Genomic DNA, 15,098 nt, shown 5'->3' on the forward strand with positions numbered 1-15,098 from the left:
GGCCGCCGCCGCGGACGGGGTGATCGCCCCATCCGCGGCGACCAACACAATGAACGATTCGCTATACACAAGGGGTGCTCCAGCGGAGCGAGACGCTGGCAAACGTGCGTCTTCTCCGGCGTCGCCAAGCTGGAACACCCCTCATCCGTCGCCTTCGGCGACACCTTCTCCCACAAGGGGAGAAGGGGGAGCCTACCCATTCACCGCCCTGCTGTCCGCCGGCGCCTCCGCCCTTTCCTCCATACCGTAATCGCGCACGACATGGGCGATGCGCAGACGGTAGCCGGCAAAGATGCCGCCCCGGCCGGCCTGCTGGGCCTGCCGGTGCTCCGCGGTGTTGCGCCAGGCCTTCACCGCTTCCTCGTCGCGCCAGAAGGACAATGACAGCACCCGCTTCGGATCGGCGAGGCTCTGGAAACGCTCGACCGAGATGAAGCCGTCTATGCTCTCGAGCAGCGGTTTAAGCTCGGCGGCGATGCCGAGATAGGCATCGCGCTTGCCTTCCGCCGGCTCGACCTCGAAGATGACAGCAATCATGCCTCTGTTTCCTCCTTGACGGTCACGTCGGTGCGAAAGAACTGCCTTGGGCCATGCGGGCCGGAGACCAGCTTCAGAAAGACGCGGTCCTCCTTCAAGATGAACTTCTCGCGCTTGGCGAATTCGTAATTTGCCTTGCCCGCCGGGTCGGCGGCAAGCCGGGCACGATAGGCTTCATAGGCCGCGAGGCTCTCGATGTTGTAGGCGGCATACGCCGTGGTGGCCGAGCCTTCATGCGGCGCGTAATAGCCGATCAGGTCGGCGCCGCAGCGCGGAATGGCCTGGCCCCAGGCCCGCGCATATTGCTCGAAGGCGGCCTTGCCGAACGGATCGATCTCGTAGCGGATGAAGCAGGTGATGGTCATGTCGGTCTCCTCGTCCGTTGGTGTTCGACGACGACGGTTCGATCGCGGTCGAAACATCGTCTCCGTCATTGTGCCAGGCATTCTCCTGTCAGGAGTGTTTGCCCGGGCTGCTTGAGATGACCCCAGAATAATGCTTACCTGACAGGAATGCTTCGATGAGGATCGAACCATGCGTGAAGGACCGGACATTGCCCGCATCGCCAGCCTGGTCGGCGACCCGGCGCGCGCCAATATGCTCAATGCCCTCATGGGGGGCACGGCGCTGACGGCGTCGGAACTGGCACTGGAGGCCGGCGTGTCGCTGCCCACCGCTTCCTCGCATCTGTCGAAGCTGATGGAGGGCGGGCTGCTCACCTTGGCCAGCCAGGGCCGCCACCGCTATTACGGCCTCGCCAGCGCGCAAGTGGCCGGCATGATCGAGGCGATCATCGGCGTCGCCGAGGCGGTCCGCCCGAAACGCGTGCGGCCCGGTCCGCGCGATGCTGCGATGCGCGTGGCGCGCGTCTGCTACGATCACCTCGCCGGCGAGCAGGCGGTGGCGATGCTCGACCGGCTGTTCGACAGAAAGCTGTTACTGCGCGAGGACAATCAGATAAGGCTTTCGCCAGCCGGCGCCTCGCATTTTTCCGCGCTCGGCATCGAGACTCATGCCAAGGCGCGGCGGCCGGTGTGCCGCGCCTGTCTCGACTGGAGCGTGCGGCGCTCGCATCTGGCCGGCACGCTGGGCGCCGCCATCCTCGACAAGATCATCGCGGAGAAATGGGCGCGGCGCGAGAAGGACAGCCGCGCCGTGGTGTTCTCGCCGACAGGTAGGCAGGCGTTTGAACGGGTGTTTCTCTCCTAGGCGGGCAATTTCGCGATGCTGGCGGGACAGCATGGCAGCTTGGCGCATGCATTGTCCAATGTAGCACTGGTCGACCCCCACTCCGTCTCGGCTTCGCCGAGCCACCTCTCCCCCGATCGACGGGGTAGAGGAAGGCGCCAAGCCTTTTGCCGTCAACGCGCGTCCAGCAACGCTCCCTTCCTTTCCCTCCGGAGGGGGAAAGGTGGCGCTGCGAAGCAGCGACGGATTGGGGGAACCACGTGGCGATCAAGCCTCGGCCTGATCAGTCGCGCCAGTCACAGAAGATACGTTGCATAGCATAGACAAAGTGGGGGAGATGTCCGGGAGGACAGGAGGGGGCGCGAAGGATCGCGACGCTCGTTGCGCCAGCTAATTCCGCTTCAGCGCCTTCCCGAGCTTGAAGAACTCCTTCCAGGGATCGGCCCTCTTCAACTGTGCCAGCGTGGAGGCATCGCCAAGCGGGAACGCGTTCGGCGCAAGCCCTTTCTCGATCTCCGGCCAGGTCACCGGCATCGATATCGTCGCGCCCTTCTTGGCGCGCGAGGAATAGGGCGCGACCGTGGTCGCGCCGCGGCCGTTGCGCAGATAGTCGACGAAGATCTTTCCGGTGCGCGCCTTCTTCGACAATGTCGAGGTGTATCGGTCGGGCGCAGCCTGCTCCAGGGCGCGGGCGAAATCATGCGCGAAATCCTTGACCTCGTCCCACTCCGCCGACGGCTTCAGCGGCACCAGCACATGATAGCCCTTGCCGCCGGAAGTCTTGACCAGGTTGGGCAGCGACAGCTCGTCGAGCTGCTTGTGGATGTCGAGCGCCGCCTCGCGCACGCGGCCGACATCGACGCCTTCGTCCGGATCGAGATCGAAGATGATCTGATCCGGCTTTTCCAGCTGATCGATGGTCGAGCCCCAGATATGCACCTCGACCACGCCGTACTGGACCAGCGCCGCCAGCCCGTCGAAATCCTTGATGTAGAGGATCTCCTCGCCATCGGTCGGGTCTTTCATGCGGGCGATCTTGTCGCTCATGCCAGGCGAGGCGTGTTTCTGGAAGAAGCGCTGGCCGTGGATGCCATCCGGCGCGCGCACCAGGCTCAGCGGCCGGTTGACGACGAATTCAGCCATGCGCGGCCAGACCAGCGCGTAGTGATCGAGCAAGTCCTGTTTCGAAACCTTCTCGTCGGGCCACAGCAGCTTGTCGGGATGCGAGAGTTTTATCGAGGTTTTCGCCGCTCCGGCCGAGGTCTTGGCGGGTTTTGCGCCCGGCTTTGCTTCGCTCCCGGCCTGCTTCGGCTTTTCCTGCACGACTTCCTCCGCCGGCTTGTCCTCGCGAAGCCCCTGGAAGGAGGCGTGGCGGATTATACGGTCTGATGTCCAGCTGCGGAACTCCACCTCGCCGACAAGTTCCGGCTTGACGAAGGTGAGGCCCTTGCCCTTGGGCACCGCGGTCGAGAAAGGCGAGGTCTTCGTCTCGATGCTATCGAGCTTCTTTTTCAGATCCGTCATCACCTTGCCGGAAAAACCGGTACCGACGCGGCCGGCATAATGCAGCTTGCCGCCTTCATTGAAGCCGACCAGCAGCGAGCGCAGGCCGCGGCCGGTCTTGTCCGAAGGCAGATAGCCGCCGATGACGAATTCCTGCCTGAGCGTGCATTTCGACTTGATCCAGCTGAGACCCCGCCCACTGCGATAGGGCGCATCGGCGCGCTTCGACACCACGCCTTCCAGGCCCATGCGGCAGACATGCTGCAGCATGATCTTGCCGGGTTCGTGGAAATGATCGCTGAAGCGCAGCGCCGAATCTTCCGGCTGCTCGCCGAGCAGCTCGGCCAGCGCCTGCTTGCGCTCGACCAGCGGCTCGCGGCGCAGATCCTCGCCGTCGAGCCGCATCAGGTCGAAGACATAATAGATGAAGCGGTCGGCGCGGCGCGCCGACAGATCCGCCTGCAGCAACGGGAAGGACGACACGCCGCTGTCGGCGAGCACCACGATCTCGCCGTCGATGATGGCGTCGCGGCATTTCAATTTGGCCAGCGCGGCGGTAACCGGCCCCTCGAATTTACCGGTCCAGTCGAGGCCGGCGCGAGTGAGCAGCCTGACCTCGCTGCCTTCTATCTGCGCCTGCATGCGGTAGCCGTCGAATTTCACTTCGTGCAGCCAGTCATCGCCGCCGGGTGCTTCCTTCTCCAGCGTCGCCAATTGCGGCTCGATGAATTCGAGGCGCCTCACCTGCCCGGCCTTGGCTTTGGCAGGCTTGTTCGATTGCCAGACTTTCGGTGTCTGCCCCTTGGCGGCCTTGCCCTCACCGACTTCCTCGATGGTCAGGCCGGATTTAACCGAGCGAGGCTCCTCCACCAGAATGTCCTCGCCGGGTCGGGCGGCGGCGTCATCGGATTTGATCAGCAGCCAATTGTCGCGCTTCTCGCCGGGGCGGAGCCTCAGCCTAACCAGATGCCAGCGGCCGTTGAGCTTGTGTCCTTGCAGTTCGAAGTCGATATGGCCCTTCTTCATGCCCTTGGCCGGATCGCCATCCGGCGTCCATGTGCCTTCGTCCCAGACCAGGACCGAGCCGCCGCCATATTGGCCCTTCGGAATGGTGCCTTCGAAGGAAGCGTAGTCGATCGGATGATCCTCGACATGCACGGCCAGCCGCTTCTCATGCGGGTCGAGGCTCGGGCCGCGTGTCACCGCCCAGCTCCACAACACGCCCTCATGCTCCAGGCGGAAATCGTAATGAAGCCGCGTAGCGGCATGTTTCTGGACGACGAAGATGCCGCCGGCCTGCTTGCCGCGCTTGACCTTGCCGGCCGGCTCGGCGGTTTTCTTGAAGTCGCGTTTGGCGTGATATTGTTCGAGGCTGGCCATCGGCTCGGGCTCCCTATGCGGACTTGCGCTTCGGCGCGGCCTTGGCCCTCGCCCGTTTGGCCGGCGCTTTGGACGATGCCTTGCCGGCTTTGCCGTCATCCGCGTTGAGGCTCTTCTTCAGCGCGTCGAACAGATTGACGACATTGGACGGTTTTGGCGAAGCCTTGGCCTTTGGCGCCTTTCTGCCGGCCTTCCTGGCGCGGATCAGCTCGAGCAGCGATTCCTCGTAGCGATCCCTGAACTTGGCGGGGTCGAACTTCGCCTTCTTGTTGTCGATGATGTGCTCGGCCAGCTCGACCATCTCGCCGTCGAGCTTCGCGGACTGGATATCGGCGAAGATGCCGGACGGGTCGCGCACCGTATCGCCATAGCGCAGCGTCGTCAGCAGCATGCCTTTGCCGAACGGCTCGATCATCGCCGGGCGCTCGCGCTGATAGAGCACGATGCGGGCGAGGCCGGCCATTTTCTTCTCGGCAAGGGCATCGCGAATGACGGCGAAAGCCTCCTCCGACACCTTGTCGGCCGGCGAGACGTAATAGGGCGTGTCGAGATAAACCTGGTCGATCGAAGCCTTGTCGACGAAGCCGTTCAGATCGAGCGTGTGCGAGGACTCGATCTGGACCGCCTCGATATCCTCGTCCTCGATGCGGATGAATTCGTCCTTGCCGACCTCGAAACCCCTGACCTCCTCATCCTCTTCAAGCGGCTTGCCGCTTTTCTGGTCGACATAGACACGCCTGACCCTGTTGCCGGTCTTGCGGTTGAGGATGTGGAAGGACACTTTTTCGGCGTGGGTGATGACGTTGCTCAGTTCGATGGCGCAGGTGACCAGTGAAAGCTTGAGATAACCGCTCCAGGCGGGGCGCGGCGCCATGACGAACTCCTTGCAGCATCGGACAAACCGAAACGGCCGGAGCGCCGCTTCGGTTCCCGGACAGGAAAGCCGGCGCGAGGGGCGCCGGTCTTAAGTGGGCTCGGCTATTCGGCCGCCTGCAGGTTCACCTTGCTTTCGGCGATCTCGGTGAGCTTGCGGTCGGTCGCCTCTTCTTCCTTAAGGTTCTTGGCCAGCACGTTGGCGCAGTCGCTGCGGCCAAGCTGCTTGGCCCAGGCGATCAGCGTGCCGTAACGCGTTATCTCGTAATGCTCGACGGCCTGCGCGGAGGCGATCAGCGCCGCATCGAGGACTTCCTTGTCGTCGACATCGCCGCTGACCTCGTCGGCCTCTTCGAGGATGCCGTCGATGGCCGGGCAGTTGACGGTCTTTGCCTTGACACCGTGCAGCTCGAACACCTGCTCGACCCGCTCGATATGACCCTTGGTCTGCGTGAGATGCTTCTCGAAGCCGGCTTTCAATTGCGGATCGGTCGCCTTGTCGATCATCTTCGGCAGCGATTTCTCGATCTGCTTTTCGGCATAATAGATGTCGCGCAGCGTGTGGATGAAGAGATCGTCCAGCGTCTTGATGTCTTTCGAAAAGAAGCCCATGGCGGTTGCCTTTCCATGTTTCGCATTGTCGGGAAGTTGCGCGGCGGGACAGCCGTCAACACGGCCGGGTTCGCTCCGGCCTCGCGGGGTCAACGTCGGCTTCCGTGACAGGTTCCTGGCCGCCGGGCCGCGCGAAAGGAAATTTCCTGTCACTGGCCGAACGTGAAACAGAAGCGCGGCCAAGCGACATCGGAACGAAACATATGTGATGCAAAAGTCACACGAGCCGGAAACGCGACGAAAGGCGCCGAAAGACCGCGAATCAGCCGCAATCCGGCCACGATGCAACGCGTTTCGGACCAGAAATTAACATCACGTTCACCGACTATTCACGCCTCGACGCTATGCTCTCGAACAATTCGGACGGGACATCCGAAAGCGGGACAGGGACAGGGTAAAATGAACTTCTGGAATCAGATCGCCGGCTATGCCGCCGCCATTCGCGAATTCGTCGCGCCGACCTATCGGCCGGAGCGCTACTACATGCGCGGCCCGGGTCCGGCCTGCGCGCGCCGCGGCAACTCGCTGGGCGTCAGCGCAAACTGACATGACCAGCCTGCGCGCCCACCACAGCCGCATCTGCCGGCCGGCCGCCGACCAGCGTGCCACGACCTATCGCGCCGAGCGCCTGACGCTCGCCGCCAACTGGCGTGCGACAACGCCGCGACTTTGACGCCGCCGCCGGCTGGCTTAGTGTATCCCCAGTTTGACGCAATTCCGGACGGAAAACCGCTCACACTTTTCCTGGAATTGCTTTAGGGACACAAGCAGCCGGGGCCGCAATGACCGATCTGCCCGAACCGAACCGTCCCGCCTCCCCGCGCCAAACTTATGACGCCCGCCAGCCGCTGATCGTCTTCGACGGCGTCTGCGTGTTCTGCTCGGGTTTCGTCCAGCTCATCCTCAAGCTCGACCGGAAAAAACGCTTCCGCTTCGCCACGGCGCAATCGCGGCTCGGCGAGGCGTTGTTTCGTGAGCACGGCCTGCCGACCGACGATTACGACAGCAACCTCGCCATCCTCGACGGCACGGCCTTCACGAAGCTCGACAGTTTCGTCGCCGTCATGGCCGCGCTCGGCTGGCCATGGCGCGCCGCGGAGGCGCTGCTCATCCTGCCGCGGCCGCTGCGGGACTGGCTCTACGACCGCGTAGCCAGGAACCGCTACGCGCTGTTCGGCCGGAAAGACAGTTGCGAGATACCTTCGGCCGAGTTGCGGGAGCGGCTGATCGGCTAACGGCATGACTGGGGCAAAAGCATGAAGCTTCTCATCATTGGCGGCTACGGCACCTTCGGCGGGCGCATCGACCAGCTCCTGGAGAACGAGCCGCAGCGGCCTTGTCGCGCAACTCACCGGCATACGTCGAACACGGCGGCTGGCTAGAACCGGCCCGTGCTCCGACCGCGGCGGAGACACCCAAGGCGGTCACGGCGGGCTGACGTGCCGTCCTTGCGCCCGTCACGGCAACGGGCGAAAATTTTTCCGGCACCTGTCGAAATCGGCCGAGGCCGCACGACATAGGCCGGCACGCGACGATGCGGCCTTCAAGAACGGGAGAAGACCATGCGATACATGCTTTTGATCTACAACGACGAAGCCGCGATGGCGAACGCTCCGAAGGAGCAGACCCAGCAGGTGCTCGCGGCCTATGGCGCCTATACCGAGGCGCTGAAGAAATCCGGCGCGTACATCGCCGGCGAGCGGCTGCGCCCGACCCAGGCGGCCACCGCGGTGCGGATGGCGAACGGCAAGACCAACGTGCTCGACGGCCCCTATGCCGACACCAAGGAGCAATTGGCCGGTTTCTACATGATCGAGGCGGCCGACATCGACACGGCCATCGAATGGGCCGCGCGCTGCCCGGCGTCCAGCACCGGCACGGTCGAGCTGCGGCCGATCTGGGAAATGGCAGAGTACGTCGCCGCCGCGGAGTGACCCGCGATGGATGATCGCTCGGAGATCGCGCGGGCGGCGGCCGAGGCGGCCGCCCGGCGCAGCTACGGCAAGCTGGTCGCCTGGCTCGCGGCGCGCACGCGCGACGTCGCCGGCGCCGAGGACGCGCTGGCCGATGCCTTCGCGGCCGCGCTCGAACGCTGGCCGCGAACCGGCGTGCCGGCGCAGCCGGAAGCCTGGCTGCTTGCCGTGGCGCGGCGGCGCGACGTGGACGCCGTGCGGCGGCGGCTGACGGGCGAGGCGGCGCGCGACCACCTGAAGCTGATTGCCGAAGAGATGGAGGAGCGCGTGCGCGGCGAGGAATTGCCCGACGATCGTTTGCGGCTGATGTTTGCCTGCGCCCATCCGGCGATCGAATCCAGTGTGCGCGCGCCGCTGATCCTGCAGACGATCCTCGGCTTCGACGCCGCGACGATCGCCTCGGCCTTCCTGGTTTCGCCGGCGACTATGGGCCAGCGGCTGGTGCGGGCCAAGGCGCGCATCCGCGAGACCGGGATTCCGTTTCGCGTGCCGGAGCAGGTGGAACTGGGCGAGCGGCTGGGCGCGGTGCTCGAAGCGATCTACGCCACCTTCGCCGAAGGCTGGTCGGATCCGACCGGCACGGACAGCCGGCGGCGCAATCTCGCGACCGAAGGCATCTGGCTTGGACGGCTGCTCGCCTCGCTGATGCCAGATGAGCCGGAAGCGCTCGGGCTGCTGGCGCTGATGCTGTTCGCCGAAGCGCGCCGCTCGGCGAGGCGCGGCCCGGAGGGGGATTTCGTGCCTTTAGCCGCGCAGGACATCGCGCTCTGGGACGACAGCCTGATCGACGAAGCGGAGGCCTTGCTGGTGCGCGCCGCGCAAAGGGGCATCATCGGCCGCTATCAGCTGGAGGCCGCCGTGCAGTCAGCCCATACGGCGCGCCGGCGCGGCAGCGGCACCGACTGGGCGGCGATCCGCCAGCTCTATGATGCGCTTCTGGCCGTGGCCAGCTCGCCGGTGGTGGCGATCAACCGCGCGGTGGCGATCGCCGAAACCGAGGGCACCACGGCTGGTCTGGCGGCGCTTTACGTGCTGGGCGACGACAAGCGGCTGCAGGAGTACCAGCCCTATTGGGCCGCCCGCGCAGGGCTGTTGGCCAGGCTCGGCAATATCAAGCAGGCGGCAGAATCCTACGACCGGGCGATCGGCCTCGAGCGCGATGCCGCGCTGCGGCGTTTCCTGCAGGGTGAGAAGGCGAAGCTCGTCAGGAACTAGCTTTCGGGCCACATCTCGTGCGATGCGTTCAGCTTGCGCATGAGCTCATTCTCGCGCAGCCTCGCCCACAGGCGTTCGATGTTCGGCCAGGCGCCGCGCGCCTTCTGGACCTCGGGATGCCAGGCCACCAGCATGACGAGGTAGATGTCCGCCAGCGACAGCGTCTCGCCGGCCAGCCAGTCGCGGCCGGCCAAAGCCTGGTCGAGAATGGCAAAGCCGCGATCCATCTCGGCGACCGCCGCCTGCTTAACCGGCTGCAGGCCGTCGCCATCGGCGGTGTAGCGATGGGCATAATAGAGCCGCAGGACCGCCGGGTAGAGCGCCGACGACATGAAAGCCAGCCAGCGCAGGAAATCGGCGCGAGCGGGCGAGCCCGCTTGCGGCGCGAGACGCGCTTCAGGGTGGCGTTCGGCAAGCAGGATGCAGATTGCCGCCGATTCGGTCAGCGAATGACCGTCCGGCAGCGTCAGCACGGGCACCTGGTTCAAAGGGCTGATGGCGAGGAAGGCCGGATCCGGCGGATCCTTCTTAGGCACGTCGATCTGCTCGAAGGGCACGCCGGCCATGGCAAGCGCGGCCTCGGCGACGAAGCCGCCGCTGTTTGGGCGTGTATAGAGCTTGTACATGAATATCCTCCCACCGGCCGATTGGGGCCGGCGGCGATTTGAGCCGGAAGCGGCGCCTGCCTCAAGCCGCCGACGAATGCCACCGGCGCTTTTTCAGCGGTCCAGTCCGTTCAGGCCCCCAGCCCGTCGAACAGGATGGTCGAGAGATAGCGCTCGGCGAAGGAGGGGATGACGACGACGAGGGTCTTGCCTTTGTTCTCCGGCCGCGAGCCGACGACGATGGCGGCCTGGAGTGCCGCGCCCGACGAGATGCCGACCGGCACGCCTTCGAGCCGGGCGACAAGACGCGCATTGGCGACCGAATCCTCGTTCGAGACCCTGACGACCTCGTCATAGATCGAGGTGTCGAGGATTTTGGGCGCGAAGCCGGCGCCGATGCCCTGGATCTTGTGCGGGCCGGGCTGGCCGCCCGACAGAACCGGCGAGGCTTCCGGCTCAACGGCCACGACGTGCAGCGAAGGCTTGCGCTTCTTCAGCACCTGGCCGACGCCGGTGATCGTGCCGCCCGTGCCGATGCCGGCGACGAAGATGTCGACCTCGCCATTGGTGTCGTTCCAGATTTCCTCGGCCGTGGTGCGGCGGTGGATTTCGGGATTGGCCGGGTTCTCGAACTGCTGCGGGATGATGGCGTTGGGCAGCGTGGCGGCAAGCTCGTCCGCCTTGGCGATGGCGCCCTTCATGCCTTTCGGGCCTTCGGTCAGCACCAGCTCGGCGCCGAGCAGCGCCAGCATCTTGCGGCGCTCGACCGACATCGTCTCAGGCATCGTGAGGATCAGCTTGTAACCCTTGGCGGCGGCGGCGAAGGCGAGCGCGATGCCGGTGTTGCCGGAGGTCGGCTCGATCAGCGTCGTCTTGCCGGGCGAAATCTTGCCGGCTTCCTCCAGCGCCTCGATCATGGCGACGCCGATGCGGTCCTTGACCGAGGCGATCGGGTTGAAGAATTCGAGCTTGGCCAGAAGGTTGGCGCCGATGCCCTTCTCCTTCGCAAATTTGTCCAGCCTGACCAGCGGCGTGTCGCCAATCGTCTCCGTGATTGAGTTGAAGACGCGGCCGCGGCCGGGCACGCGCGCGGAGGTGACGGGCTTGTTCATTGGTTTCGCTCCCAAGGCAATGGCACAGGCAGACAGAATAGGGCTTTCAGCCGCGCAAGATAGGCTGAGGCTGGAAAATATCCGAGTGGGGCGGTTGCTCAAAAGCGCCCGCGGCCGGAAATGCATTTTCCGCCACGACGGGTTTCAGGAATAGTTTGGCCGAATCCGGGATCGGTTGAGATTGGAACCTATTGACGCGCCGCTATAGCGGCAGCCGCGCCCATCATGAAGCCGGCTGCGGTGCGGTTCAGCACCTTCAGCGCGCGCGGCGATTTCAGGAACCAGCGCGCCTTGGCCGCCAGCGCCAGATAAGGCACCAGCACCACGAACAGAACCACCACGGTGAGCATCGCAAGGATGGCGTAGTCGGCGAGCGTGATCGTCTTCAGGTCGACGATGGTCGGCGTGATGGCGAGATAGAAGATCATCGTCTTGGGATTGCCGAGCGTGACCGTCAGCCCGGCGATGAAGCTCGACACCAGCCCGCCCTTGGCCTTGCGCGCCTCGATGTTTTCGGGCGTGATGCCGCTGGTCCAGAAGCGCCAGGCGAGGAAGGCGAGATAGGCAACGCCGGCCCATTTGATGGCGAGGAAGACCATGGCGAAGGTCTGGGCGACGAAGGCGAGCCCGAGCACGACGGCGGTGAGATAGGTGAGGTCGCCGAGCATCAGGCCGAACGACATGGCGAGCGAGGAACGGAAGCCGGAGCCGAGCGCGCGGGCGACAAGCGCGGTGACGCCGGGGCCCGGAATGGCGGCGGCGATGCCGAGCGCGGCGCTGTAAGCGAGGAATCCGGTGAGTGTCATTGGTTGCAATCCCGAGATAGGGACGCGCTTGTCGCACGAAATCGAACGGGAATGAATTCGCTAAGGCCGGATTCGTTTGCGCCAGCCCCTCATCCGGCCGCTTCGCGGCCACCTTCTCCCCGAGGGGAGAAGAGATTGGCGCCGGCGCTTACCTGCTCCTCTCCCCTTGGGGAGAGATCGGATTGCCCCGAATTGCTTTTCGCAATTCGGTTGGCAATCCGGGTGAGAGGGATCTCAGCGCAGGATCGAATGCCCGACCACCGGTTACCCGCCATGCGTAATGCGCCAGATCGTGCCGTTGCCGTCCTCGGTGAGGATCAGCGCGCCGTCCCTGGCCACGGCGACGCCGACCGGCCGGCCCCAGACCGCGTCGTCGGATATGACGAAGCCGGTGGCGAAGTCCTCATATTCGCCGGTCGGCTTGCCGTCCTTGAATCTCAGCCGCACCACCTTGTAGCCGGTGCGGACATTGCGGTTCCACGAGCCGTGCAGCGTGACGAAGGCGTCGCCCTTATAGTCAGCCGGAAAATTTCCGCCGTCGTAGAAGGCGATGTTGAGCGGCGCCGAATGCGCCTGCATCAGCACATCCGGAACCGTGACTTTGCCGGCTAGATCGGGGCGCGCGCCCTTGTGGCGCGGGTCCTCATTGTCGCCGATGTAATACCAGGGCCAGCCATAGAAGGCGCCTTCCTTGACGGCGGTCGCGTATTCGAAAGGGGTGTTGTCGCCAAGCTCGTCGCGCTCGTTGACGACGCACCAGAGCGCGCCCGTCGCCGGCTGCACGGACATGCCGGAGCAGTTGCGCAGGCCGGTGGCGACCGTCCTGCGGTTGTTGCCGTCGGGATCGAAGGCCAGCACGTCGGCGCGGCCCTGTTCCGGACCCCAGGCCTCGCCCAGCGGCTGCGATTTCGTCCATTCCTCGACACCGCCCTTCGGCTTCGCCCCCATGTCCTCGGCGATATTGGAGCCGGAGCCGACCGACAGATAGAGCGTCTTGCCGTCGGGCGAGAAAGCGATGTCGCGCGTCCAATGGTGGCTGGCGGGGACCTTGGCCACGATGGTTTCCGGCTTGCCCGACGCTTCCAGGTCGCCGTCGCGATAGGGGAAGCGGACGACGCTGTCGCTGTTGGCGACATAGACCCATTGCGGCTTGCCGCCCGGCGGATAGAAGGCGATGCCATAGGGCCGCGTCAGGCCCTCGGCGAAGATCGACTCCTGCGCGGGCTTGGCGCTGCCTTCCGCGAGGCGATAGACGCGGACCTGGTTCGCCCGGCTGTCGGCGACGAAGAGATCGCCGTTCGGCGCCACGCGCACGACACGGGGACTGTCGATGCCGGACGCGACCAGCTCGGCGGAAAAACCGAGCGGAAGTTTCGGCTTCGCATCCTCGGGGCGATCGGTGACGCCGCCGCCGTTCGAAGCGGACTCCGTCACATCGGGCTTCGGCAAATCCTCGGGCTTCAGCAGCCTGCGCACGCCCGGGCGGTCGGCCTTCCAGTCGCCGAAGGCCTTTTCGCCGCTGAGCAAGGGCTGATCGGCCTGCTGCGCAAAGGCACCCGTGGCAAAAACCAGCGCGAAGCCCGTAAGGCCGGCGATCCGCATCGTGCTGTCCTCCGTCGTCTGTTAATATGTCGTGTCTCCGGGCGCCTCACTCGATAGGGCGCCCGGAGACACGACATATTGGGCAAACGATCGAAAAGAGAAGCGTGCGCAAGCCGATTTGACGGAGCGTCGGCCTCAGGCCTCTTCGGCATCCAGATCGTCGTCGAGGCGCTTTTCCAATTCGACGAGGTCGGCCGGCAGGGGCAGGCCCATGGCGCGCATTTCCCTTAACTTCTCGCGCAGCTGCTCCTGGATCTCGTGCTCGTCCTCGGGCTGGTTGATCATTTCCTGAAGCAGGAGGTCGATCTGGGCCTTGATTGATTCCAGCGCCATGTTTTTCTCCTCTGCTGCGACCTTAGGTGTGTCGAGATTCAGGTCAGGCCGAGTCGAGAACGGTGGATTCCGAGAACCGGAGCGGAGCGTACTTGAAGTACGTGAGCCCCGGAAGCGCAGGAAGCCGCCGTTCGCAGGCCGGCTGAATATCGATACACCTAACGAAGCATGCGGGAAATCAGCTGTGCGGTATAGTCGACCATCGGCACGATGCGGGCGTAATTCAGGCGCGTCGGGCCGATGACGCCAAGCGCGCCGACGACGCGGGCGTCCTTGTCGCGATAGGGCGCGACGACCAGCGACGAGCCGGACAGCGAAAACAGCTTGTTCTCCGAGCCGATGAAGATGCGCACGCCCGGCCCTTCCTCGGCAAGGTCGAGGAGCTGCAGCAGCCCGTCCTGCGTTTCCAAATCCTCAAACAGATGACGCAGCAATTCGAGATCGGCCTGGGCGGTCACGTTCTCCAGGAGGTTGGCGCGGCCGCGCACGATGAGACGTGCCGGCAGGCCGCTTTCGGCGCCGGCCCAGACCGCGAGGCCCTTCTCGACCAGATCCTGCGATAGCGTGTCGAGCGCTGCCCTGGTCTCGTCCTTGATGCGGGCGATCTCGGCGCGCGCCTCGGCCAGGGTGCGGCCGCGGATATGGGCGTTGAGGAAATTGGACGCCTCATGCAGCTGCGACACGGTGATGCCGGCCGGCAGCTCGACGACGCGGTTCTCGACGTCGCCGTTCTGCGACACCAGCACGGCAAGCGCCTTGGTAGGCTCGAGCTGGATGAATTCGATGTGCTTCAGCGCCACCTCGTGCTTGGAGGCAAGCACGAGGCCGGCGCCGCGCGACATGCCGGACAGCATCTGGCTGGCCTCGGTCAGCATGTGCTCCAGCGTCGCGCCCGAGCCGGAGGCGCGCACCTGCGCTTCGATGGTGCGGCGCTCGTCGTCGGAAAGGTCGCCGAGCTCCATGAAGGCGTCGACGAAGAAGCGCAGGCCTGTCTGGGTTGGCAGCCGTCCGGCGGAAACATGCGGCGCGTAGATCAGCCCCAGATGCTCGAGGTCGCTCATCACGTTGCGGATGGTGGCCGGCGACAGCGACGAGGGCAGGATGCGCGACAGGCTGCGCGAGCCGACCGGCTCGCCGTCGCGCAGGTAGGAATCGACGATCCGCCGGAAAATATCGCGCGAGCGCATGTCGAGTGACTGAAGTACGGGCGACTGAGGCCCGGGATTCTGGGACGTCGGATCGACTGGTTTGTTCATTCCGGCGAGAAACCTCCTGCCGAAAGATATAGACTTAAGCCACAGCGGCGCAACCCGGTGCCGCGTTGGCGGTCACGGTGCCGCGTTCGCGGTTACCCAGCCG

Annotated in this window: 18 protein-coding genes; 7 read left to right on the top strand and 11 right to left on the bottom strand. The window is 64.9% G+C overall.

Annotated elements, in window-relative coordinates; translation table 11 throughout:
• Positions 1-192 precede the first annotated feature (192 nt).
• Positions 193-537 (bottom strand): antibiotic biosynthesis monooxygenase family protein, encoded by a 345-nt coding sequence (locus LB565_RS23325; protein ID WP_224588236.1) that lies wholly within the window; start codon positions 535-537, stop codon positions 193-195.
• On the bottom strand, positions 534-902 hold the full coding sequence (locus tag LB565_RS23330) for an NIPSNAP family protein (RefSeq protein ID WP_224588237.1): 369 nt from the start codon (positions 900-902) through the stop codon (positions 534-536). The genes LB565_RS23325 and LB565_RS23330 overlap by 4 nt, the downstream gene beginning before the upstream one ends.
• Before the next feature lie 169 nt (positions 903-1,071).
• Here LB565_RS23330 and LB565_RS23335 point away from each other — a divergent pair, with 169 nt between their 5' ends.
• The gene (locus LB565_RS23335; protein WP_224588240.1) at positions 1,072-1,746 is read left to right on the top strand and encodes an ArsR/SmtB family transcription factor; all 675 of its coding nucleotides are present in this window, start codon (positions 1,072-1,074) and stop codon (positions 1,744-1,746) included.
• 369 nt (positions 1,747-2,115) lie between these two features.
• Here the strand turns inward: LB565_RS23335 and ligD are convergent, their stop codons facing one another.
• The 3 genes from ligD to LB565_RS23350 form a co-directional block, all read right to left on the bottom strand.
• Complete coding sequence (gene ligD / locus LB565_RS23340; RefSeq protein ID WP_224588242.1) at positions 2,116-4,608, bottom strand: DNA ligase D; 2,493 nt, start codon at positions 4,606-4,608, stop codon at positions 2,116-2,118.
• A gap of 13 nt (positions 4,609-4,621) precedes the next feature.
• Positions 4,622-5,482 carry a Ku protein gene (locus LB565_RS23345; protein ID WP_224588244.1) on the bottom strand — a complete coding sequence of 287 codons (861 nt, stop codon included), beginning with the start codon at positions 5,480-5,482 and terminating at the stop codon, positions 4,622-4,624.
• Between the two features lie 104 nt (positions 5,483-5,586).
• Entirely contained in the window at positions 5,587-6,093 is a 507-nt protein-coding gene (locus tag LB565_RS23350) for a ferritin-like domain-containing protein (protein ID WP_224515196.1), read from the bottom strand.
• Between the two features lie 399 nt (positions 6,094-6,492).
• On the opposite strand from LB565_RS23350, the gene LB565_RS23355 reads away from it, so the two are divergent.
• The 6 genes from LB565_RS23355 (at position 6,493) to LB565_RS23370 (ending at position 9,281) form a co-directional block, all read left to right on the top strand.
• Positions 6,493-6,639, top strand: coding sequence for a hypothetical protein (locus LB565_RS23355; protein ID WP_224515197.1), 147 nt, complete (start codon positions 6,493-6,495; stop codon positions 6,637-6,639).
• Position 6,640: 1 nt separating this feature from the next.
• Complete coding sequence (locus LB565_RS29890; protein WP_263484105.1) at positions 6,641-6,766, top strand: hypothetical protein; 126 nt, start codon at positions 6,641-6,643, stop codon at positions 6,764-6,766.
• A gap of 109 nt (positions 6,767-6,875) precedes the next feature.
• Positions 6,876-7,328, top strand: coding sequence for a thiol-disulfide oxidoreductase DCC family protein (locus tag LB565_RS23360; protein WP_224588246.1), 453 nt, complete (start codon positions 6,876-6,878; stop codon positions 7,326-7,328).
• Positions 7,329-7,349: 21 nt separating this feature from the next.
• Positions 7,350-7,475 (top strand): hypothetical protein, encoded by a 126-nt coding sequence (locus LB565_RS29895; RefSeq protein ID WP_263488614.1) that lies wholly within the window; start codon positions 7,350-7,352, stop codon positions 7,473-7,475.
• A 180-nt stretch (positions 7,476-7,655) separates the two neighbouring features.
• A complete protein-coding gene (locus LB565_RS23365; RefSeq protein WP_224515202.1) occupies positions 7,656-8,027 on the top strand; it encodes a YciI family protein in 372 nt (123 codons plus the stop codon).
• A gap of 6 nt (positions 8,028-8,033) precedes the next feature.
• Positions 8,034-9,281 (top strand): RNA polymerase sigma factor, encoded by a 1,248-nt coding sequence (locus LB565_RS23370; RefSeq protein ID WP_224588248.1) that lies wholly within the window; start codon positions 8,034-8,036, stop codon positions 9,279-9,281.
• Here LB565_RS23370 and LB565_RS23375 read toward each other — a convergent pair.
• From LB565_RS23375 to hrcA, 6 genes are all read right to left on the bottom strand, one after another.
• A complete protein-coding gene (locus tag LB565_RS23375) occupies positions 9,278-9,907 on the bottom strand; it encodes a glutathione S-transferase family protein (RefSeq protein WP_224588251.1) in 630 nt (209 codons plus the stop codon). The two genes, LB565_RS23370 and LB565_RS23375, sit on opposite strands and share 4 nt — an antisense overlap.
• 110 nt (positions 9,908-10,017) lie before the next feature.
• The gene (cysK, locus tag LB565_RS23380) at positions 10,018-10,998 is read right to left on the bottom strand and encodes a cysteine synthase A (protein WP_224588253.1); all 981 of its coding nucleotides are present in this window, start codon (positions 10,996-10,998) and stop codon (positions 10,018-10,020) included.
• A 188-nt stretch (positions 10,999-11,186) separates the two neighbouring features.
• Positions 11,187-11,804, bottom strand: a complete 618-nt coding sequence (locus tag LB565_RS23385; RefSeq protein WP_224588255.1) for a LysE family translocator — start codon at positions 11,802-11,804, stop codon at positions 11,187-11,189.
• A 264-nt stretch (positions 11,805-12,068) separates the two neighbouring features.
• Complete coding sequence (locus tag LB565_RS23390) at positions 12,069-13,406, bottom strand: PQQ-dependent sugar dehydrogenase (protein WP_224588256.1); 1,338 nt, start codon at positions 13,404-13,406, stop codon at positions 12,069-12,071.
• A gap of 135 nt (positions 13,407-13,541) precedes the next feature.
• Entirely contained in the window at positions 13,542-13,739 is a 198-nt protein-coding gene (locus LB565_RS23395) for a hypothetical protein (protein WP_224588258.1), read from the bottom strand.
• Between the two features lie 158 nt (positions 13,740-13,897).
• On the bottom strand, positions 13,898-14,995 hold the full coding sequence (hrcA, locus tag LB565_RS23400) for a heat-inducible transcriptional repressor HrcA (RefSeq protein WP_224588261.1): 1,098 nt from the start codon (positions 14,993-14,995) through the stop codon (positions 13,898-13,900).
• Positions 14,996-15,098: the final 103 nt, after the last annotated feature.

It is taken from the genome of Mesorhizobium sp. CA14, from assembly GCF_020165195.1.
Lineage (GTDB): Bacteria > Pseudomonadota > Alphaproteobacteria > Rhizobiales > Rhizobiaceae > Mesorhizobium.